The following is a 19,472-nucleotide window of genomic DNA, read 5'->3' as shown; positions in this document are numbered from 1 at the left end:
GGCGGCCCGGCGGGTGCGTGCCGCCGTACTGTCCCCCGGTAGATCCCGGACGCCCTCGTCGCAGCTCCCACATGCCGTGGCCTACAGAGGCGATGACGCCAGCCCGGCGCAGTGGTCTCACAGGTGGGGCAGCTCGACAGCGCCCGCGGCAGCCGGCATGGCGGAGCCGCGCCAGCCCGGCCCGGCCCGCGCAGGCCAGCGCCGCGCAGCGCGTCCGGTCACTCCACCCAGGAGCCCTCACGCATCACCCGGACCACGTTCAGGTCGTCGTCGAGCACCACCAGGTCGGCCCGGAGCCCGACCTGGAGCGCGCCCAACTGGTCGCCGAGGCCGATCGCGCGGGCCGGCGTGGTGGCCGCCATCCGGACGGCGTCCGCGATCGGAATCCCGGCGGCCACCGCGTGCCGCAGCGCGGCGTCCATGGTCAGGGTGCTACCCGCGATCGCCCCGTCGCGGGCCAGCCGGGCGACCCCGTCCGCCACCGTGACCGCCTGGCCGCCCAGGTCGTACTCGCCGTCGGCCATGCCGGCAGCGGCCATCGCGTCGGTGATCAGGGCGGACCGCTCGGGGCCGGCCGTCGAGGTGGCGAAGTTCAGCATCCCGGCGTGCAGGTGCACGCCGTCGGCGACCAGTTCGCAGACCACGTTCGGGGCGTCCAGCAGGGCCACCACCGGACCGGGCTCGCGGTGGTGCACCGGCCGCATCCCGTTGAACAGGTGGGTGGCGACGCTCGCGCCCGCCGCGACGGCGGCGCGGGTCTCGTCGTACGTGGCGTCGGTGTGGCCGACCGCGGCGACCACCCGGTGCGCGGTCAACAGCTTGATCGCCTCCAGCGCACCGTCCCGCTCGGGAGCGAGGGTGACCATCCGGACGGCCCCGCCGCCCAGCTCGATCAGCTCGGTCAGCTCGTCGGTGGACGGGTCGCGGAGGTACTCGGGGTTCTGGGCGCCGCAGCGGGCGGAGGAGAGGTACGGGCCCTCGAAGTGGATGCCGGCCAGCACCCCGTCGGCGACCAGCGGAGCGAATGCCTCGGTCGCCGCGCGCATGAGGACGAACGGCGAGCTGACCAGGCTGGCCAGCAGGGTGGTGGTGCCGTGCCGCAGGTGGAAGTCGGCGGCCTGCCGGGCCTGCTCGGCGTCGCCCGTGGTGAAGGTGTGCCCGCCGCCGCCGTGCGTGTGGATGTCGACGAAGCCGGGCACGATCCAGTGGCCGTCGCGTACCGACGGGTACTCGGCCACCGCCGTGATCCGATCGCCGGTCAGCTCCACGCAGCCCTGCCGGATCACGCCGGTCGGGGTCACCACCTTGCCGTTCACCCGGTGGGCCATCACTTCTCCAGACTGTCGAGGGCGAGCAGGGCGGCGCCGAGGCAGCCGGCCTCGTCGCCGAGGGCAGCCGCGACCAGGCGCGGCTCCCGGTGGAACGTCATCCGTTCGTGCAGCGCGGCCCGCAGCGGGTCGAACAGCAGCGCACCGGCCCGCGCCAGCCCGCCGCCGAGCACGACGGTCTCCACGTCGAAGAGGGCCTGACCGGTGGCGAGGCCGTCGGCGAGCGCCTCGACGGCCTCCCGCCAGACCTCCGCCGCCAGCGGCTCGCCGGCCGCCGCCCGCTCGGCCACCTCGGCGGCGGTCGTCGGGACACCGGCCCGCTCCGTGTAGTGCCGGCCGATCGCGGACGCGGACGACACCGCCTCCAGGCATCCGCGGCGGCCGCAACCGCAGCGCGGCCCGCCGGGGCGTACCAGCACATGGCCGATCTCGCCGGCGGCGCCGTGCGCGCCGGTGGCCGCCGTCCCGCCGACCAGGTGCGCGGCGGCGATCCCGGTGCCGATCGCGACGAAGAGGACGTGCCCGGCGTCGCGGCCGGCGCCGAGCCGGGCCTCGGCCAGGCCGCCGACGCGCACGTCGTGGCCGAGCGCCGCCGTCAGCCCGAGCCGCTTCTGCACCAGGTCCCGCAGCGGTACGTCCCGGAAGCCCACGTTCGCCGACCAGACGGCGATTCCGCGCGCCTCGTCGATCACGCCGGGCACCGCGATGCCGACCGCGACCGGGTCGAGCGCGTCGGCTCGGGCCTTTCCGGCCAGCCCCTCGGCGACCTCCAGGATCGTGTCGATCACGGCGTCCGGGCCGCGCCCGGCGTCGGTGGGATGGCGCTCGGTGTGCGGCACGGTGCCGTCCGGCCGGACCAGGGCGCACTTCATCCCGGTGCCGCCGACGTCCAACGCGACGACGACCTCCGTCGAACTCACGCGAGTACCACGGAACGGCTCAGGTGCCGGGGCGCGTCGGGGTCGAGACCCCGGCTGGTGGCGAGCGCGACGGCGAACCGTTGCGCCAGGATCAGGTCGGCCATCGGGTCGACGGGCGTCCGGCCCGCCGCCCAACTGCCAAGCACCGTGCGGCAGCCGTGGGTGCGGCTGTGCACGAACGCGGCGCCCGTCGCGGCCACGTCCTCCGGCAGCCCGTCGGGCAGCTCGCCGAACGCCCAGACCAGCCGGCCCGGCGCGGCGATCGAGATCGGCCCGTGCCGGTAGTCCATCGCCGGGTACGCCTCGGCCCAGAAGGTGGCCGCCTCGCGGCACTTCAGCGCGGCCTCCTGGGCCAGCCCGACCGTCCAGCCGCGACCGAGGAAGGTGGCCTGCTCGATCCGGGTCGGGTCGATCGGCAGCGGGGCGCGTACGGCCACCTCCGCGTCGGCGGCGAGCGCGTCGATGTTGTCGCCGAGGTGGGCGCGGAGGAGGGCCAGCGCGGTGGTCGCGAAGCGGGTCTGCACCACCGAGCGCTCGTCGGCGAAGGGCATGGTCACCGCGTCGTCGGCCAGCGCGACGGCCGGGGAGTCCGGGTCGCCGACCAGGACGGTGGTCGGCACCCGCCCGCGCAACGCGGCGAGCAGTTCGGCGACCTCGGTGGTGGTGCCGGAGCGGGTGATCGCGATGAGCCGGTCGTAGCGCCGACCGGCGGGGAACTCGGAGGCCTGGAAGGCGTCGGTCTCGCCCTGGCCGAGGTGCTCGCGGCGGGCCGCGTACGCCATCGCCATGAACCACGACGTGCCGCAACCCACGACGGCGACCCGCTCGCCGGGGCGGGGAAGGCTGGCGGACGCGGTGACGGCGAGTCGCGCCGCCTCCCGCCAGCAGTCGGGCTGGCTCGCGATCTCGGCGTCGACGTACGACATGAGAACTCCTACCCAGGGGAGCGGTGCGCAATACGGCTCGTAAGGGCCGCCTTTCGCGCGTTATTCTGCGCGAAAGCGCCTGGCTGTGGCAACCGGGTCGGGCATCGCGCACAACAAGGTTTTGCGTCCTCGTAGTTTCGCGCACTACTGTGCACGCAATCAATCACCGACCGCGCAGTAACTGGAGGGCACGGGGTGGACCGGTACGCCAGATGGAACGCCCTGCTCGAGATGCTGACCGACAGCGGCCGGGTCAGCGTCGAGGAGGCCGCCGAGCGGCTGGACGTCTCCCAGGCCACCATCCGGCGCGACTTCGACCAGCTCGCCCAGCAGCAGATGATCACCCGGACCCGGGGTGGCGCGGTCGCCAACGGCGTCTCGTACGACCTGCCGCTGCGCTACAAGACCGCCAAGCACTCGGCCGAGAAGCAGCGAATCGGCACCGCCGCGGCGGCGCTGGTCTCGCCGGGCACCGTGGTGGGCCTCAACGGCGGCACCACCAGCACGGAGGTCGCCCGGGCGCTGGCCGTCCGGCCCGACCTGAACACCAGCGCCGAGGGCGCCCAGCTCACCGTGGTCACCAACGCGCTGAACATCGCCAACGAGCTGTTGGTGCGGTCCCGGATGAAGGTCGTGGTGGCCGGCGGCGTGGTCCGCCCGAAGTCGTTCGAGCTGGTCGGCCCGCTGGGCGGGGCGCTGCTGCGCGAGGTCACCCTGGACGTGGCCCTGCTCGGCGTGGACGCCATCGACCCGCAGCTCGGCGCCGCCGCCCACCATGAGGGCGAGGCGGCCATGAACAACCTCATGGTGGCCCGGGCCAAGCGGGTCGTGATCATCGCCGACTCGTCCAAGCTGGGCGGGCACGCGTTCGCCCGGATCTGCCCGGTGGACCGGGTGGAGACGCTGGTCACCGACTCCGGGGCCAACCCCGAGGTGGTGGACGCGTTCCGCGCCGCCGGCGTCACCGTCGTCTGCGCCTGACGTTGAAAGGAAGGGCACCTTCCTAACGCCTGGTGCATAGGAAGGGGCCCTTCCTAACATCCGATCGGCGCGTCGCATGCATACCGGGTATTGCGTGGCGTTGCATACCGCGTATGGTGTCGCGTGTCATACGCCCATCGGGGGAGGTGCAGCTTGCCAGCTGTCCTGGAGATCGAAGGTCTCCGCAAGACGTACAAGAGCCGTCGGCGCGGCACCCGCAACGCGCTCGACGGTTTCGACATGCGGGTCGAAGAGGGACAGGTGCACGGCTTCCTCGGCCCCAACGGGTCGGGCAAGACCACCACCCTGCGTACGCTGCTCGGTCTCATCCGGCCCAACGGCGGCCGGATGACGATCCTCGGGCACGAGGTGCCCGCGGCGCTGCCCGCCGTCGCCGGCCAGGTCGGCGCGATCGTGGAGAGCCCGCAGTTCTTCCCGCACTTCACGGCACGGGACACCCTGTCCCTGCTCGCCGGAGCCGGCGACGTGCCGCAGCACCGGGTCGACGAGGTGCTGGAGCTGGTCGGGCTGCGCGACCGCGCCGCCGAGCGGGTCAAGACCTACTCGCTCGGCATGAAGCAGCGGCTCGCCGTCGCCTCGGCCCTGCTGAAGAACCCGAAGCTGTTGATCCTGGACGAGCCGGCCAACGGCCTCGACCCGGGCGGCATCCGGGAGATGCGCACCCTGATGCGCAGCCTCGCCGAATCCGGGATGACGGTGGTGCTGTCCAGCCACATCCTCGGCGAGATCCAGCTGATCTGCGACTCGGTGACCATCATCTCGCTGGGTCGGCGGGTGGCGTTCGGCCCGGTCGAGCAGGTGCTCGCCCAGCACTCCTCCGGCGCGGTCCGGGTGCGGCTGGAGGCGGTCACCGACCTGCCGGTCGCCGCCGAGGCGCTGACCCGGGCCGGCATCCGGGTGAACGGCCAGCCCGACCACCTGATGCTCGCCGGAGTCGACAAGCCGGCCACGGTGACCCGGCTCCTCGCCGAGCAGGGCCTCTACGTCAGCGAGCTCGCCCCGGTCGCCGTCGACCTGGAGAGCGTCTTCCTCGACCTGACCGCCACCGCGCCGGTACCCGGCCAGCACCGGCAGGTCGACCAGTCCACGAAGGTCGGTGGGGCGGGGCAGCCCGGCGCCGCCGGAGGAGGGTGGGGCGCGTGAGCCTCTACCGTACGGAGCTGCGCCGGCTCGCCAAGCGGCGCTTCACCCGCTGGATGAGCCTGCTGGGCCTGCTGGTGCTCGCGGCCGTCGTGGTCGGGGTGTTCGTCACCAACGAGAAGATCGACGCCGCCACACTGGCGAAGGCCGAGCGCGCCGCTGAGCAGCAGTGGCAGCGGGACGTCGAGCACAACGCGCAGTACCGCGCCGAGTGCGAGCGGGCGAAGGCCGCCGGGACGAGCGGGGCCGACCGCTTCCCGGAGGACTGCGCGATGATCCAGCCGCCGCCGCGCGACGCGATCGAGGCGCGCTGGTTCCTGCCCTCCACCTTCGACTTCCGGGAGAACTTCGGCTTCACGTTGCTGCCGCTCGCGGCGATCCTGGCGCTGATCGGGTTCGTTGTCGGCGCCTCCTTCGTCGGGGCGGAGTGGAACACCGGCGGCATGATGAACCTGCTGCTGTGGCGGCCGAAGCGGCTGACCGTACTGCTGACGAAGCTGGCGGCGCTGCTCACCGGGCTGCTCGCCCTGGCGGTGCCCACGACGGCGCTCTGGTTCGGCAGCTTCTGGCTGGTGGCCCACTTCCGCGGCAGTACGGCGAAGATGACGTCCGGGGCCTGGCAGTCCTTCGCCCTGACCGGGCTGCGCGGGCTGGTGCTGGCCCTGGTCACCGCGACGATCGGGTTCGCGCTCGCGTCGCTGGGGCGGCACACCGCGATGGCCCTGGGTGGCGTGATCGCGTTGATGGTCGTCGGCCAGTTCGGTCTCGGCATCCTGCTGGAGATGGCCGGCGTGCGCTTCGCCGAGGCGTGGCTGCTGCCCACCTACGCCCTGGCGTGGATGCAGAAGAAGGTGACGCTGGAGAACTGGGACACCTGCCAGGCCACCTACTTCGGTGAGTGCAGACCGGACACGCTGGACATCACCTGGCAGCAGTCCTCCGTGCTGCTGACGGTCGGGTTCGTGGTGATCCTCGGCGCGGCCCTCTGGGCGATGCGCAGGCGCGACATCTCCTGAGCCCGGGCGGGGCGACCGGTGGCCCTCCCCGGCCTCCGGTCGCCCCGCCCTCGCCAAGCGCGTCCCGTCGGCGAGGCGCGTCCCGTCGGCGAGGCGCGTCCCGTCGGCGAGGCGCGCCCCGTCGGCGAAGCCCGCCCGTGGGCGGGGCGCCCCGCTGGCGTGACGGGCGCCGTGTGGCGTGGCGGCACGGCGCCAACCGGGTCGGTCATTCCGGCGCTCTTCGTCCGATGCGATCCAGGTCCGCCCTGGTTAGGCTGGTGTCTCCCCCCGGTCGGCTTCGTGGTGTGCCGCCCGCCAGCCCCACGAGGAGCGCCATGCAGCCCGCCGATGCCGTCCCGGCCGCCACCGAGCCGCCGGCGGCGGGCGGAACGGGCGACGTACGGGACGCAGGAAGCGTCGTCCCCCAACCCCGCAGCGGTCCGGGAGCCGGGGCGCCAGCCGTCCCGCAGCCCCGGCTGCCGGGGCAACCGGACGCCGCCGGAGCGCCGCCACGTTCGACGGCGGAACCGGACGCCGCCGGAGCGCCGCCACGTTCGACGGCGGAACCGGACGCCGCCGGAGCGCCGCCACGTTCGACGGCGGAACCGGACGCGGCCGGAGCGCCGCCACGTCCGGCGGCGGAACCGGATACCGCCGGAGCGCAGCCCCGCGAACTCGCGGGCGCCCGGCCGGAGAGCGAGCTGACCGAGCGGGAGCGGGGGATCCTCGCCTTCGAACAGCAGTGGTGGCGACACGCCGGTGCCAAGGAACAGGCCATCCGGGACACCTTCGGCCTTTCGGCGACGCGCTACTACCAACTGCTCAACGGGCTGCTCGACAACCCGGCCGCCCTGGCCGCCGAGCCGGTGTTGATCGGGCGGCTGCGCCGGTTGCGCTCCTCCCGGGCCCGCAACCGGCGTCGCTGAGCGCTGTCGCACCCGGCGACCCGTCCGGCCCTTTCCGGTCGGCCGGCGCTCCTCCCAGGTCCGGGCCGGGCGGAATGTGAGCGACCCCCGCGGGTAGGCGGGTGTCGTTCCGGGCCGCGACTCGCGGCCGGTTCACGTTCCAGGCCGTGATCCGCGGCCGGGGCCGATGGAGGGAGCGGGCGATGACACAGCTCAACCCGAGCCGACCACCGGACGGTGCGACCGGCAACACCCAGCAGGCCCGGCAGGAGGCGTCCCGGGTCGGACACCAGGCCGCCCAGGCCGGCGGGCGGGTCGCGTACGCGGCCGCCGAACAGGGCGGCCAGGTGGCGTCGGAGGCCCGACGGCAGGCGCACGAGCTGACCGGCGAGGCCGGCACGCAGTTGCGCGACCAGGCCCGCGCACAGCAGCGGCGGGCCGCCGACGGGCTGCGCGGCATCGGGCGCGAACTCGACTCGATGGCCCAGCGGAGCGAGGATTCCGGGCTGGCCGGTCAGGCGGTCCGTCGGGCGGCGGCCGCCGCCCAGCAGGCGGCCGGCTGGCTCGACGAGCGCGAGCCCGGGGCGGTGGTCGACGAGGTGCGGGCGTACGCGCGCCGGCACCCGGGCACCTTCCTGGCCGGCGCGGCCGTCGCCGGCATGCTGGTCGGGCGGCTCACCCGGAACCTGACCGCCTCGGGCGACGGGGCGCGGGGTGCCGGTCAGCCGTCGACCCCGCCGCCGTCCGCCGCGCCCGCCACCATCGGGCCGCAGCCGTACGAGCGGACGGTCGAGGCGCCGTACCTGCCCGAGGAGGCGTACACGGGGATGGCCCGGGTGCGCAACGCCTCGCCTCCCGGCCGGCAGGGGCCGGACATCCCGGGTGGGGTGGCGCCGTGAGCGCCCCGGAGAAGGAACGGACCCAGTCGGTCGGCGAACTGCTGGGCGACGTGACCCGGGACGTCTCCACGCTGGTCCGCAAGGAGATCGAGCTGGCCAAGGCGGAGCTGCGTGAGGAGGCGACCCAGGCCGGCAAGGCCGGCGGGATGTTCGGCGGGGCCGCGCTGGCCGGCTTCCTGACGGTGCTGTTCGTGTCGTACGCACTGTGGTGGGGGCTGTCCAACGTGATGGACCAGGGCTGGGCCGCGCTGATCGTGGCCGTCATCTGGGCTGTCGTCACGGGTGTCCTGCTCACCAACGCGCGGGCGAAGATGGCGCAGTTGCGCTCGGTGCTGCCGCGGACGAAACAGACCGCACGGGAGCTGCCGAACGCGATGCGAGGCCGGTGAACCAGCCGGAAGGGAGCAGATCATGTCAAACGATCCGGACCGGATCCGGTGGGAGATCGAGAACACCCGGAACGAACTGAGCAGCGACGTCGACGCGCTGGCCGACAGGGTCAACCCGCGACGGATCGCCGGTGAGCGCGTCGGGCAGGCCCGTGGCGCGTTCACCCGGGCCAGGGAGAAGGTGATGGGCGTGCAGTCGGACGGGCACGGTGCCGGTCAGCGGATGTCGCACGCGACCGGGTCGGCGCGGGCGTTCGGGGAGCAGTCCCGCGAGCAGATGTCGCACGCCGCGGTCTCGATGCGGGACGAGGCCCGGTCGCTCGGGCAGCAGTCCCGCCAGCAGACGCAGGGCAACCCCCTCGCGGCCGGGCTGATCGCCTTCGGCGCCGGGCTGCTGGTCTCGTCGCTCATTCCGCCGAGCCGGCCCGAACGGCAGTGGGCCGGGCAGGCCCGGGGCATGGTCAGCGAGCACTCCGACCAGCTCCGCGCGCAGGCCGGGCGGCTGCGGGAGCAGGCCGGCCAGGTCGGCCACGAGATGCGCGACAACCTGCGGGAGCCGGCCCAGCACGCGGCCCAGGCGGTGCGCGCCACCGCGGCCGGGGGCGCTTCCGCCGTCGGGGAACAGGGCCGTTCGGCCGCGCACCAGATGCAGGAGCAGGCGCATGCGAGCGCCGACGAGCTCCGTCGCCGCTGAGGCGACCCGGGTGGTCGGGGCGGCGCGGACGATGCGGGTACGCTCCGCGTCCGCGCCGGCTCCCGGCCGGCCGGCCAACGAGGACCTGGTATTCCGGTTCGGGCCGCTGGCCGGCGTGCTGGACGGCGCCAGCGTGCCGGAGGGCTTCGACACGGGCTGCGTGCACGACACCGCCTGGTACGTCCGGCACCTCGCGGCCCGGCTCGGGCTGGCGGAGGCGATCCGCCCGACGGCGACCCTGATGAGCAATCTGGCGGCGGCGATCCTCGCGGTCCGGTCCGACCACGGCGACGAGTGCGACCTGGAGCATCCGGGCACCCCGTCCAGCACCGTCTGCCTGCTGCGCGACGGCGGCGACCACGTGGACTACCTGGTGCTCTGCGACAGCCCGCTGGTGCTCGACGCCGGCGGCCGGGTCAGCGTGGTCACCGACGACCGGCTGGACGCCGCGACGGCCGAGCTGCGGGCCATGGTGGCGGCCGTGCCGGCGACCTCCGCCGACCGGTCCGCCCGCGTGCGGCAGGCGGCCGACGCGCAGCGGGCGCGGATGAACCGCACCCACGGCTACTGGGTGGCGGCGGCCAACCCGGACGCGGCGTTCCACGCGGTGACCGGGACGCTGCCGCTGCGGGGGCCGGGCGCGGTGCGCCGGGCGGCGCTGCTCAGCGACGGCGTGTCGGTCCTGGCGGAGCAGTTCGGGCTCCTCGACTGGGCGGAACTGCTGGAGGTGGCGACCGCCGAGGGCCCCGGCGCGCTGATCGACCGGGTACGCGCCGCGGAGCGTGACCACCCGGACCGGCTGCGCCGGCACAAGGCGGCCGACGACGCCTCGGTGGTGCTCTGCGAGTTCGACGCCGCGGCGCCTTGACCGGCGACCGCCTGCGTGCCCGCGGGGTAGGAGCGACGTAGATCTTGGTACGAAAGTGGCCCCTTGGAGGGCCGTTTCCTACCAAGATCTACTGCCGTCCCGGGCATCGGACCGCTGCGCCCAGGCCGGGCGGGAGAAGGTCGAGGGCGGGCAGGGTGAGTTGGTGCCGCGGACGGCCCTCCCGCCGGCCGCCCCGACTCGCACCTCGCCCCGACTCACAACGTGCCCGGCGACGCAGCGTGAGGCGGAACACGATGCGGGCCGACCGGCTGATCCCTGCCGCCGGACCGCCAGTCGACGCCCATCGGGGTGGACTCGGGCCGGTGGGCGCGGCAGACTGCGGCACGTGGCGAGATCGGTCCGGTTGGAGCCGGTGGACGAGGGGAACCTGGAGCCGTTGCTCTCCGTAGCGGCTGCTGAGGCGGAGCCTGGCGACGTGATGCCGCCGGTGGAGGCCCCTGCGGGGTGGTCGCACGCCCGGCGGGAGGCCTTCCGGGAGTTCCACCGGGCGAGCTTCGGCGGCCTGGACGGCCCGACCGGCAACCGCATGTACGCGATCCTGGCCGGCGGCGAGGTGGTCGGCATGATCCGGATGGCCCGTTGCGACGAGCCGGGCACGGTCGAGACGGGAATGTGGTTGGGCCGCTCGGCCCGGGGCCAGGGTCTCGGCGCGGCCGCCCTGCGTGCGTTGCTGAACGAGGCGGCGGCGGCCGGAATGCGCCTCGTCGTCGCGGAGACGACGACCGACAACCACGGCGCCATGTCCGTACTCGAGAAGTGCGGCGCCAAATTGCGCGAGGACGGCGGCAAGGTGCACGCCGAAATATGCCTCGATTCGGCGTTGCCGGCCGGCTGAGAGGTATTACGCAGCTCTTCGTCTCCTGGCGTTTCTCCTGCTCCCCTGTGCTTTGACGTCCCTTTTCGGGCCTGCCGGAAGGTGTGGCCAAAGGCTCCGACTCATTGAGGTCGGAAATGTGCGGGATGTTTTACCGACAGGTCAACGGGTACTGCCGGCCGGGTCCGATCGAACGGGACACCTGATGTGCGGTACGGCTCGTGCTGATCCCCGGCGGCCATTCTTTCGACCATTTACCGTCAGGTGTCCGACGCTCCGGGGAGCGAAGGAGAACTGATGAACAGCGGAGCACGAATCGGGCTCGCGGTCGGTTTCGGCTACCTGCTGGGCAGACGGCGCAAGCTGCGTACCGCCCTCACCCTGGCCGCCGCGGTCGCGGCCGGCCGGGCCAGTCGGGAGCACGGCGGGCTGCTGAAGGCGGGCGGGAACCTGCTCAAGTCGTCCCCCCAGTTGAGCAACATCGGTCGCCTCGGCGGCCCCCTCGCCGCCGCCTCCAAGGCGGCCGCGACCGCCGCCGCCGGTAGCGGCATCGACGCCCTCAGCGGCAAGCTGCGTGGCTCGGCGGACGCGCTGCGCCGCAAGGGCGGCGGGGCGCCCGAGGGTCCGTCCGCCGAAGGCAACCAGCCGGGCGGGGACGCCGGGGGCGGGCGGTCCGACGCCGACGCCGGGCAGCGGGGGCGGTGACCATGGCGAACTCGACGAACCCCGGCGGCCTCGGGGACAAGGTCCGGGGCCAACTCGCCGGTGAGGCGCGGAACCTGGCCAGCGCCATCGGCGAACGCGCCGTCCAGGCGGTGACCGAGCGGATCACGGGCGCGACCGGCCGGCTCAGCGACTACGCGAAGCAGGGCGGCGGGCCCGGCCTGATCGCCGCCGCCACCGGTGCGCAGCAGCTCGCCGAGGGCGGCTCACCGGTCAAGGCGATGGCCCGAGCCGGATTGGCCGGCGGTAAGGAGAAGGTGATGTCGGCTCTCGGCAAGGGCAAGGGCAAGGGCGGCAACGGTGGCAAGGGCGGCGGCAAGAAGCTCAAGGTCACCAACATCGTGGAGACGATCGAGGTCGGCGTGCCGGTCCGGGTCGCGTACGACCAGTGGACCCAGTTCGGCGACTTCCCGAGTTTCATGAAGAAGGTCGAGAGCGTCGACACCGAGGCGGACGAGAAGCTGACCTGGAAGGCCCAGGTCCTCTGGTCGCACCGCACCTGGGAGTCCACGGTCGTGCGGCAGATCCCGGACAAGTTGATCCACTGGCGCTCGAAGGGTGAGAAGGGCTCGGTCGACGGCACCGTCAGCTTCCACGAGCTGACGCCCGACCTGACGCGGATCCTGGTGGTGCTGGAATACCACCCGCAGGGTCTCTTCGAGCACACCGGCAACCTGTGGCGGGCCCAGGGCCGCCGGGTCCGGCTGGAGCTGAAGCACTTCGTCCGGCACGTGATGACCCAGACCGTGCTCGACCCGGACTCGGTGCAGGGCTGGCGCGGCGAGATCGAGGACTCCCAGGTGGTCCGGGACCACGAGACCGCCCTGCGCGAGGAGCAGGAGGAGCGCGAGCGGCAGGAGGAGCGCGAGGGCCAGGAGGAGCGCGAGCCGCGTGGCCGGCGTGGGCCCGAGGCCGAGGAGGAGCCGAGCGAGGAGCGCCGGCCCGCCGAGCGTGGCCGTGGCCGGCCGCCGCAGCGCCGCCGCCCAGCCGATGAGGAGTACGAGGACGAGTACGACGAGGGCGAGTACGACGAGTACGAGGAGGAGCCGGAGGAGGAGCAGCCCCCGCCGCGCCGCCGCGCCCCGGAGCGGGCCCGCCGCCCGCAGCCGAGGGAGGAGCCCCGGTCGCGGGAGGAGCCCCGGGCCCGCCGTTCCCCGGAGGCGCCCCGCCGGCCCGTGGTCCGTCGCCGACGGGAGGAGCGGGAGTGACGATCGCGACGAGCGAGGGTCAGGTCGGCGGCGCCCTGGAACGCGGCGGCGCGGGGTCCGGCCTGGCCGATGTCGTGGAGACCGTGCTGGACAAGGGCGTCGTGATCGACGCCCAGGGTTCGGTAGCCGTGGTCGGCATCCAGCTGCTGGAGATCAACGCCCGGATCGTCATCGCCAGCGTGGAGACCTACCTGCGCTTCGCGGAGGCGGTCGACCGGTTCGACATCACCCCGAGGAACCAGAAAGGGCTGCCCGACCTGGTCGAGGGAGCCTCGGGAGCGGTCAGCGCCGGCAAGGCGGCGTCCGGTATCGGCAAGACGGTCGGGGCGATCGGTGGCGCGGTCAAGGACGCCGTCGACGAGCTGGGACCGGACGGACGGGACCGGGACCGGGATCGCGACCGGCCCCGGCGGCGCCGGGACGAGGAGCGTTGAGCATGGCCGAGGAGACCGGACTGTTCATCTACGGCATCGTGCCCTCGGACGTCGAGCCGACCCCGGACGCCGCCGGGGTCGGCGACCCGCCCGGAGAGGTGACGGTGGTCCGGCATGCCGAACTGGCCGCGCTGGTCAGCGAGGTGAGCCTGACCGCGCCGATCGGCCGGCCGGCGGACCTGACCGCGTACCAGGAACTGGTGGACGGCTCGGCGGCGGTGGCACCGGTGCTGCCGGTGCGCTTCGGCACGGTCTTCACCGGGCCCGACGCGGTCGCCGACCTGCTGGACGCGCACCACGACCGGTTCGCCGCCGCCCTCGACGAGTTCGAGGGCCGGATCCAGTACACCGTGCACGGGCGTTACGACGAGGCGAACCTGATCGCGGGGGTGCTGGCGGAGAACCCGTCTGCCGCCGAGCTGGCGGAACAGGTGCGCGGGCAGCCGGAGGCGGCCACCCGGCCGCAGCGGATCCGCCTCGGCGAGATCATCAGCCAGGCGGTGGAGTTGCACCGGGAGGCGGAGAACCGGCAGCTGGTCGACGCGCTCGGTCCACTCGTCGTGGCGAGCGCACCCCGGGCGCCGAGCAACGAGCTGGACGCGGCGCACGCCGCCTTCCTGGTCGACCAGGACCGGGAGGACGAGTTCGTCGCGGCGGTCGAGGAGTACGCCGAGCAGCGCCGGGAGCTGATCCGGGCGCGGCTGCTCGGCCCGCTGGCCCCGTACGACTTCGTCAGCGCCCACCAGTTGACGGGGTGACCGATGGACATCCTGTGGACGCTGCTGACCCTGCCGTACGCGCCGGTGCGGGGGTTGACCGCGGTGGTGAAGGTGGTCGCCCGGGAGGCGGAGTCGCGGCAGCACAATCCCGTCAACGTCCGGCGCGAGCTGGAGGCGCTGGACGCGGCGGAGGCCGCTGGCGAGATCAGCGCCGCGGAACGGGACCGGGGGCAGCAGCAGGTGCTGGAACGGCTGACGGGCGGTGCCCCGGTGCCGCGCGGCGGTGGCGAGGGAGGTGGGCGCGATGGTGGATCTGATCCGCGGCGACGGCGGTCGGGCGCGCAGGAGTGAGCCGGACGACGACCGGTACGACGACGAGGATTATCTCGAACCGATCCCGGCCGCCGAGGCGGCGCGCGAGGGGACGCGGCAGATCGTCGAGCTGACCGGCCGGGACCCCGTGGGGACCACCTCGCTCACGTCGACGCGGGACGGCTGGCTGGTCGGGGTGGAGGTGGTCGAGGACCGCCGGATCCCCGCGTCCACCGACCTGCTCGGCCTCTACGAGGTGGAGCTGGACCTGGAGGGCGGCCTGCTCGGCTACCGGCGGGTGCGGCGCTACCAGCGCGGCAAGGGCGAGGTGGGTTGAGGTGACCACGCAGCCGCCGCCGGTGGTGCAGAACTCCGGCCAGGTCCTGCCCGCCGGGCACGAGCCGGCCAATCTCGGCGACATCCTGGAACGCGTGCTCGACCGGGGCATCGTGATCGCCGGCGACATCCGCGTCAGCCTGCTCGACATCGAGCTGCTGACGCTCAAGCTGCGGCTGGTCATCGCCTCGGTCGACACGGCACGGCAGATCGGCATCGACTGGTGGGAGCACGACCCGTGGCTCAGCTCCCGGGCGAGGCCGCCGGTGGAGCCCGGCCCCCGCGACCCGGAGCAGGTGGAGGCGGAACGCCGCCCCCGGGTCGCGCGGCGGGCCGCCCGCGGGGAGGAGTGGGATGAGTTCGACGGCTGACCTCCTGCCCGCCGCCGGGCCGGCCGGCCCCGGCCTCGGGGTGTGGCTGCACGGCGTGACCCGGGACGTCGATCCGGCCCTGCTCGCCACGACCTCCGGAATGGACGGCGCTCCGGTGCGCGCGGTGCGGGCCGCCGGCCTGGTCGCCGTCGTCAGCGCCGCGCCGCTGTCCGAGTACGGGGAGGAGGCGCTGCGCCGGAACCTGGAGGACCTGGCCTGGCTGGAGCGGGCGGCCCGGACACACCACGCGGTGGTCGCGGCCCTGTCCCGCGAGGGCGCGGTGGTGCCCGCCCGGCTGGCCACCGTCCACCACGACGACGCCCGGGTGGCGGGGCAGCTCACCGCCCGCCGGGCCGAGCTGACCGCCGTCCTGGACCGGCTCACCGGCCACGACGAGTGGGGCGTCAAGGGATACGTCGTGCCGGGTGCGACACCCCGCGCGGCGGAGCCCGCCGGGTCGGGCGGCGCCGGGGCGGCGTACCTGCGGCGGCGCCGGGCCCAGCTCACCGCCCGCGAGGAGGGCCAGCGGATCGCCGCCGACGCCGCCTCCGCCGTACACGAGGCAGTGGCCGGGCACGCGGTGGCCGCCCGGCGGCACCCCCCGCAGGACCGCCGGCTCTCCGGCGCGCCCACCGCGATGGTGCTCAACGGGGCGTACCTGGTCGGGCGCGGGGCGATCGCCGGATTCCGGGAACTGGTCGGCGCGCTCGCCGGGCGGCACCCCGAGATCCGGCTGGAGCTGACCGGCCCATGGCCGCCGTACTCCTTCGCCGACGAACGGCCCACGGGGCCGGCGCTGACCGTACGGGAACCGGCGTGCTGACGGCCCGGTGGTCGTGGTGACCACGTCGCTCGCACCGAGCAGCGCCGACGACCCGCTGGCGTACCGGCCGGTGGCCCTGGTCGACCTGCTCGACCGGGTCCTCGCCACCGGCGTGGTGATCAGCGGTGACATCACCATCGCCATCGCCGACGTCGACCTGGTCCGGATCTCCCTGCGCGCGCTGGTGGCCTCCGTCGGCGCGCTGGCCCCGCCGGAGTTGCGGGACGGCGCCCCGGGCGACGTCCTCCCGACGCCGGGCGCGCCGGCATGACCGCCCCGGACAGCGGCCGTGGCGGCGGGGGTGGCAGAGCGGGCGTGGGCGGCCCGGGCCGGGGTGACGCGCGGCGCGACGAGGCGGCCGAACTCGCCGCCGCGCTCGGCGACACCCGGTGGCAGCCGCCCCGGGTGACCCCGCTGGACCGCCGGCTCGCCGTCGACCGGGACTCCGTCGAGCGGGGACTGGCCAGCCTCGTGCTCACCGTGATCGAGCTGCTGCGGCAGCTCATGGAGCGACAGGCGCTGCGCCGGGTCGACCTCGGCGACCTCACCGAGGAGCAGGTCGAGCGGATCGGTACCACGCTGATGGCGCTGGAGGAACAGATGACGGGACTACGCGAGTACTTCGGCCTCGCCCCCGAGGACCTGAACCTCGACCTCGGGCCCCTCGGCCCCCTCCTGCCCACCGACTGACCCCGCCGGCCGGGCGGCACCGGACCCGCCGCCGGGTCAGCCGGCCCGCTTCTCGGCGTACGCGGCGAGCGCGGCGACCTGCGCCGGGTCCAGGGACGGGCGGACCCGGGCACGGGCGGCCGCCACGTGGGCGGCGGTGACCGTGGAGGCGGTCAGCGACTCCCGCATGGCGGCCAGCGCCGCCTCCCGCACCAGCGCGGCGCAGTCCGCCGCCGAGAAGCCGTCCAGCTCCGCACCCAGCGCGGCGAGGTCCACCTCGGGCGCCAGCGGCACGTTCCGCGCCGAGGCCAGCAGGATCTCGGCCCGCGCCGGCCCGTCCGGCGGCGGCACGTAGACCAGCCGTTCCAGCCGCCCCGGGCGCAGCAGCGCCGGGTCCACCAGGTCCGGCCGGTTCGTCGCGCCGACCACCACCACGTTGCGCAGCGCCTCCACGCCGTCCAGCTCGGTCAGCAGCGCGGCCACCACCCGGTCCGTGGTGCCGCCGTCGCTGGCCTGGCCGCGCGCAGGGGCGAGGGCGTCCACCTCGTCCAGGAAGATCAGGGTGGGTGCGGCCTCCCGGGCCCGGCGGAACAGCTCGCGGACGGCCCGCTCGCTCTCGCCGACCCACTTCGACAGCAGTTCCGCCCCCTTCACCGAGAGCACGTTCGCCCGGCCGGAGCCGGCCAGCGCGGTGACCAGATAGGTCTTGCCGCAGCCCGGCGGGCCGTAGAGGAGCACGCCGCGGGGCGGCTGCACGCCGAGCCGGGCGAAGGTGTCCGGGTAGGTCAGCGGCCAGAGCACCGACTCGGTCAGCGTCTCCTTGACCTCCGTCAGCCCGCCCACGTCGTCCAACGTCACCGAGGCCAGTTCGAGGGTGGACGCCGCCATGGTGGTCGGCCGCACCACCTCCAGCGCGGCGGTGAAGTCGGGCATCCCCACCGTCGGCGTCTCGGCCGACTTCTGTCGCAGCGCCGCGCGCACCCCGGCCTCGCGGACCAGCGCGGCCAGGTCGGCGGCGACGAAGCCGGGGGTACGCCCGGCGACCTCGTCGAGCCGCACGTCGTCGGCGAGCGGGACCTGCCGGGTCAGCACCGCCAACTGCTCCCGGCGCAGGGCCGCGTCCGGCAGGGGGACGCTGATCCGCAGGGACAGCAGGTCCGGCGCGCGCAGCGCGGGGTCGACCGCCTCGGGCCGGCCGGTGGTGCAGACGACCGCCGCCCCCGCCCGGACGGTCTCGGCGACCACCTGCCGGAACACGGTGGCCACCGGCCCGGGACTGTCCGCCGGTGCGAGCGCCTCCACGTCCGTGACCAGCAGCACCCCCGCGGCGTCGCCCCGCACCTCGGCTGCGGCGGCGCGCAGCCGGTCGGCGGCGGCCTGGTTGGTCAGCGCGGCCAGCTCGGGCGCCCAGAGCGGGCAGACCCGGGCCCCGACCCGGGCGGCCACGGCGCGCACCAGCGCCGCCTTGCCGGAGCCGGCCGGCCCGGCGACCAGTACGCCCAGCGAGACGCTGGTGCCCAGCCGGCCGAGCACCTCCCGGTGGTGGAAGCCGAGGTCGAGCAGTTCGGTCAGCTCCTCGGCCTGTGCCCGCAACCCGGGCAGCTCGTCGACCGTCGGGGCCGACTCGTCGTCGTTGCCGCCGGCCCGGCCCGTGGTGTCCGCGACGCGCGGCCCGCCGGGGCGTACGCCGGCTGCGGGGGCCGGGGCGGTCCCGCGCCCCGCCGGGCCGTCCCCGCGGCCGTGCCCCGCGCCCGGACCGGACCCGTCCCCGGCCCAGCCGTGGGTCTCCTGGCCGTGCTCCCAGCCGACGACGGTGTCCATGGTGACGAGCGAGCCGGTGCCGGGCTCGGCGGCGACCACCGTGAGCAGAGTGCTGGTCCAGGCGTAGCCGACGCTGTTGGAGAGGCTGCGCCGCGCGGCCTCCACCAGGCTGCGCACGGAGGCGTCCGGCAGCACGTCCTGCGGCAGCAGCGACACGTCGTCCCCGGTCGTCACCACCTTGCCCAGCAGGGCCAGCCGGAGCATCTCGGGGGAGACCACCGCGGCGATCTGCGCGGGCCCGGCGAGGAGCACCCGGCGGGCCGCCGTGACCGGCAGCGGGCTCACCGTCACCTGGCCGCCGTCCCGGATCCCGAGGTTGCCCAGCATCAGGTCGTCGGCGTAGAGCAGCGCGGTGCTGGTCGCCGGCTCGGCCGGCGCGACGATGCCGGCGGTCACCCGCCGGCCCGCCAGCCGCACCGGGTCGCCAGGGCGCAGCGCCAGCGCGGTGAGCGCCTCCGGGTGCAGCCGGACGATGCCCCGTCGGGCGTCCAGCGCGGCCGGCCGCAGGCTCGCGGTCAGGGTCAGGTCAGGTTGCGCCACCGCCCGACCCTAGCCGCCGCTGTCACCCTCCGGCGTCGACGTCGTCAGTGGGGCGGGTCACCCTCGCTGAGCAGGGCGGGGTCGCGGCGGATCAGTTCGGCCAGCCGCGCCGCCGGGTCGGGGGCCAGCCCGTCCCGGGCCGCTGTCCAGGCCGGTACCGTCCGGTCCGACATCGGCCACGTCGGCGGCGGCGTGGCTCCCTCCGCGTCGGCCGGGACGCCGGCGGCGCCCTCCGCCCCGACCGTCCCGCCCGTGGCGGCTGCGGCCCCGACCGTCACGCCCGTGGCGGTCCAGGCGACCCGCAGCGGGTACGCCTGCCCGTCGTGCTCGACCCGGATGCTGACCGCCGTGCCGGGGTGCCCGGCCACCACCCGGCGGACGGCCTCGGTGACCTCCGTCACCAGGTCGTGCGGCTGCCTGTCCCGCCGGTTGTCGACCCAGCCGGGCCCGGCGTTGCGCCCCTCACCCCGGGCACCGGTGGGAACCGGTTCCGCCGGCTTCCCCGGCGGCGCGTCGGCCCGGCCGCCCGGCGCCCCCGCGTCGGCGGCCCGCCGCCGCAGCGCCTCCTCGCGGCGGGCCATCCGGGCCAGGGTCTCGTCCAGTCCACCTCTCACC

23 protein-coding genes and 1 pseudogene are annotated in these 19,472 nt (G+C 74.9%); 19 read left to right on the top strand and 5 right to left on the bottom strand.

Annotated features, from left to right (window positions below):
• Nucleotides 1-218 precede the first annotated feature (218 nt).
• The 3 genes from nagA to ABZ809_RS31285 are packed head-to-tail and all read right to left on the bottom strand — an operon-like array spanning nt 219 to nt 3,174.
• Nucleotides 219-1,328, bottom strand: a complete 1,110-nt coding sequence (gene nagA / locus ABZ809_RS31295; protein ID WP_357566237.1) for an N-acetylglucosamine-6-phosphate deacetylase — start codon at nt 1,326-1,328, stop codon at nt 219-221.
• Nucleotides 1,328-2,248, bottom strand: a complete 921-nt coding sequence (locus tag ABZ809_RS31290; RefSeq protein WP_357566236.1) for an ROK family protein — start codon at nt 2,246-2,248, stop codon at nt 1,328-1,330. The genes nagA and ABZ809_RS31290 overlap by 1 nt, the downstream gene beginning before the upstream one ends.
• Nucleotides 2,245-3,174: an SIS domain-containing protein gene (locus tag ABZ809_RS31285; RefSeq protein ID WP_357566235.1), complete on the bottom strand. Its 930-nt coding sequence runs from the start codon at nt 3,172-3,174 to the stop codon at nt 2,245-2,247. The genes ABZ809_RS31290 and ABZ809_RS31285 overlap by 4 nt, the downstream gene beginning before the upstream one ends.
• A gap of 195 nt (nt 3,175-3,369) precedes the next feature.
• On the opposite strand from ABZ809_RS31285, the gene ABZ809_RS31280 reads away from it, so the two are divergent.
• The 19 genes and pseudogenes from ABZ809_RS31280 (at nt 3,370) to ABZ809_RS31190 (ending at nt 16,517) form a co-directional block, all read left to right on the top strand.
• Complete coding sequence (locus ABZ809_RS31280; RefSeq protein ID WP_357566234.1) at nt 3,370-4,155, top strand: DeoR/GlpR family DNA-binding transcription regulator; 786 nt, start codon at nt 3,370-3,372, stop codon at nt 4,153-4,155.
• Between the two features lie 153 nt (nt 4,156-4,308).
• On the top strand, nt 4,309-5,319 hold the full coding sequence (locus tag ABZ809_RS31275; RefSeq protein ID WP_357566233.1) for an ATP-binding cassette domain-containing protein: 1,011 nt from the start codon (nt 4,309-4,311) through the stop codon (nt 5,317-5,319).
• Nucleotides 5,316-6,332: an ABC transporter permease subunit gene (locus ABZ809_RS31270; protein ID WP_357566232.1), complete on the top strand. Its 1,017-nt coding sequence runs from the start codon at nt 5,316-5,318 to the stop codon at nt 6,330-6,332. The genes ABZ809_RS31275 and ABZ809_RS31270 overlap by 4 nt, the downstream gene beginning before the upstream one ends.
• A 455-nt stretch (nt 6,333-6,787) precedes the next feature.
• On the top strand, nt 6,788-7,237 hold the full coding sequence (locus ABZ809_RS31265) for a DUF3263 domain-containing protein (protein ID WP_357566246.1): 450 nt from the start codon (nt 6,788-6,790) through the stop codon (nt 7,235-7,237).
• A gap of 182 nt (nt 7,238-7,419) precedes the next feature.
• The gene (locus tag ABZ809_RS31260; protein WP_357566231.1) at nt 7,420-8,115 is read left to right on the top strand and encodes a hypothetical protein; all 696 of its coding nucleotides are present in this window, start codon (nt 7,420-7,422) and stop codon (nt 8,113-8,115) included.
• Complete coding sequence (locus ABZ809_RS31255; RefSeq protein ID WP_357566230.1) at nt 8,112-8,504, top strand: phage holin family protein; 393 nt, start codon at nt 8,112-8,114, stop codon at nt 8,502-8,504. Before ABZ809_RS31260 ends, ABZ809_RS31255 begins: the two co-directional genes overlap by 4 nt.
• Nucleotides 8,505-8,526: 22 nt before the next feature.
• Nucleotides 8,527-9,198, top strand: coding sequence for a DUF3618 domain-containing protein (locus ABZ809_RS31250; protein ID WP_357566229.1), 672 nt, complete (start codon nt 8,527-8,529; stop codon nt 9,196-9,198).
• Nucleotides 9,167-10,066, top strand: coding sequence for a hypothetical protein (locus tag ABZ809_RS31245; RefSeq protein ID WP_357566228.1), 900 nt, complete (start codon nt 9,167-9,169; stop codon nt 10,064-10,066). Before ABZ809_RS31250 ends, ABZ809_RS31245 begins: the two co-directional genes overlap by 32 nt.
• Nucleotides 10,067-10,412: 346 nt before the next feature.
• On the top strand, nt 10,413-10,922 hold the full coding sequence (locus ABZ809_RS31240) for a GNAT family N-acetyltransferase (protein ID WP_357566227.1): 510 nt from the start codon (nt 10,413-10,415) through the stop codon (nt 10,920-10,922).
• A 276-nt stretch (nt 10,923-11,198) separates the two neighbouring features.
• Complete coding sequence (locus tag ABZ809_RS31235) at nt 11,199-11,606, top strand: hypothetical protein (protein ID WP_357566226.1); 408 nt, start codon at nt 11,199-11,201, stop codon at nt 11,604-11,606.
• Nucleotides 11,607-11,608: 2 nt separating this feature from the next.
• The gene (locus ABZ809_RS31230; protein WP_357566225.1) at nt 11,609-12,832 is read left to right on the top strand and encodes an SRPBCC family protein; all 1,224 of its coding nucleotides are present in this window, start codon (nt 11,609-11,611) and stop codon (nt 12,830-12,832) included.
• Nucleotides 12,833-12,834: 2 nt separating this feature from the next.
• A pseudogene (gene gvpJ, locus ABZ809_RS31225) lies at nt 12,835-13,044 on the top strand (gas vesicle protein GvpJ); the annotation flags it as partial.
• Nucleotides 13,045-13,268: 224 nt separating this feature from the next.
• Nucleotides 13,269-14,024, top strand: a complete 756-nt coding sequence (locus tag ABZ809_RS31220; protein WP_357566224.1) for a GvpL/GvpF family gas vesicle protein — start codon at nt 13,269-13,271, stop codon at nt 14,022-14,024.
• Nucleotides 14,025-14,027: 3 nt separating this feature from the next.
• The gene (locus tag ABZ809_RS31215) at nt 14,028-14,336 is read left to right on the top strand and encodes a gas vesicle protein GvpG (protein ID WP_357566223.1); all 309 of its coding nucleotides are present in this window, start codon (nt 14,028-14,030) and stop codon (nt 14,334-14,336) included.
• Complete coding sequence (locus ABZ809_RS31210; protein WP_357566222.1) at nt 14,290-14,634, top strand: gas vesicle protein; 345 nt, start codon at nt 14,290-14,292, stop codon at nt 14,632-14,634. Before ABZ809_RS31215 ends, ABZ809_RS31210 begins: the two co-directional genes overlap by 47 nt.
• Nucleotide 14,635: 1 nt before the next feature.
• Complete coding sequence (gvpJ, locus tag ABZ809_RS31205; protein ID WP_088998131.1) at nt 14,636-15,004, top strand: gas vesicle protein GvpJ; 369 nt, start codon at nt 14,636-14,638, stop codon at nt 15,002-15,004.
• On the top strand, nt 14,988-15,827 hold the full coding sequence (locus ABZ809_RS31200; RefSeq protein WP_357566221.1) for a GvpL/GvpF family gas vesicle protein: 840 nt from the start codon (nt 14,988-14,990) through the stop codon (nt 15,825-15,827). The genes gvpJ (ABZ809_RS31205) and ABZ809_RS31200 overlap by 17 nt, the downstream gene beginning before the upstream one ends.
• Before the next feature lie 16 nt (nt 15,828-15,843).
• Entirely contained in the window at nt 15,844-16,098 is a 255-nt protein-coding gene (locus ABZ809_RS31195; protein WP_357566220.1) for a gas vesicle protein, read from the top strand.
• On the top strand, nt 16,095-16,517 hold the full coding sequence (locus ABZ809_RS31190) for a gas vesicle protein K (protein WP_357566219.1): 423 nt from the start codon (nt 16,095-16,097) through the stop codon (nt 16,515-16,517). Before ABZ809_RS31195 ends, ABZ809_RS31190 begins: the two co-directional genes overlap by 4 nt.
• 36 nt (nt 16,518-16,553) lie before the next feature.
• Here ABZ809_RS31190 and ABZ809_RS31185 read toward each other — a convergent pair whose 3' ends face one another.
• The gene (locus ABZ809_RS31185) at nt 16,554-18,857 is read right to left on the bottom strand and encodes an AAA family ATPase (RefSeq protein WP_357566218.1); all 2,304 of its coding nucleotides are present in this window, start codon (nt 18,855-18,857) and stop codon (nt 16,554-16,556) included.
• A 44-nt stretch (nt 18,858-18,901) separates the two neighbouring features.
• Complete coding sequence (locus ABZ809_RS31180) at nt 18,902-19,471, bottom strand: hypothetical protein (RefSeq protein ID WP_357566217.1); 570 nt, start codon at nt 19,469-19,471, stop codon at nt 18,902-18,904.
• Nucleotide 19,472: the final 1 nt, after the last annotated feature.

The sequence above is a fragment of the Micromonospora sp. NPDC047074 genome, from assembly GCF_040643815.1.
Classification (GTDB): Bacteria; Actinomycetota; Actinomycetes; order Mycobacteriales; family Micromonosporaceae; genus Micromonospora.
Note: the sequence above shows the minus strand (reverse complement) of the source record. Positions and strands in the feature narration are given on the sequence as shown.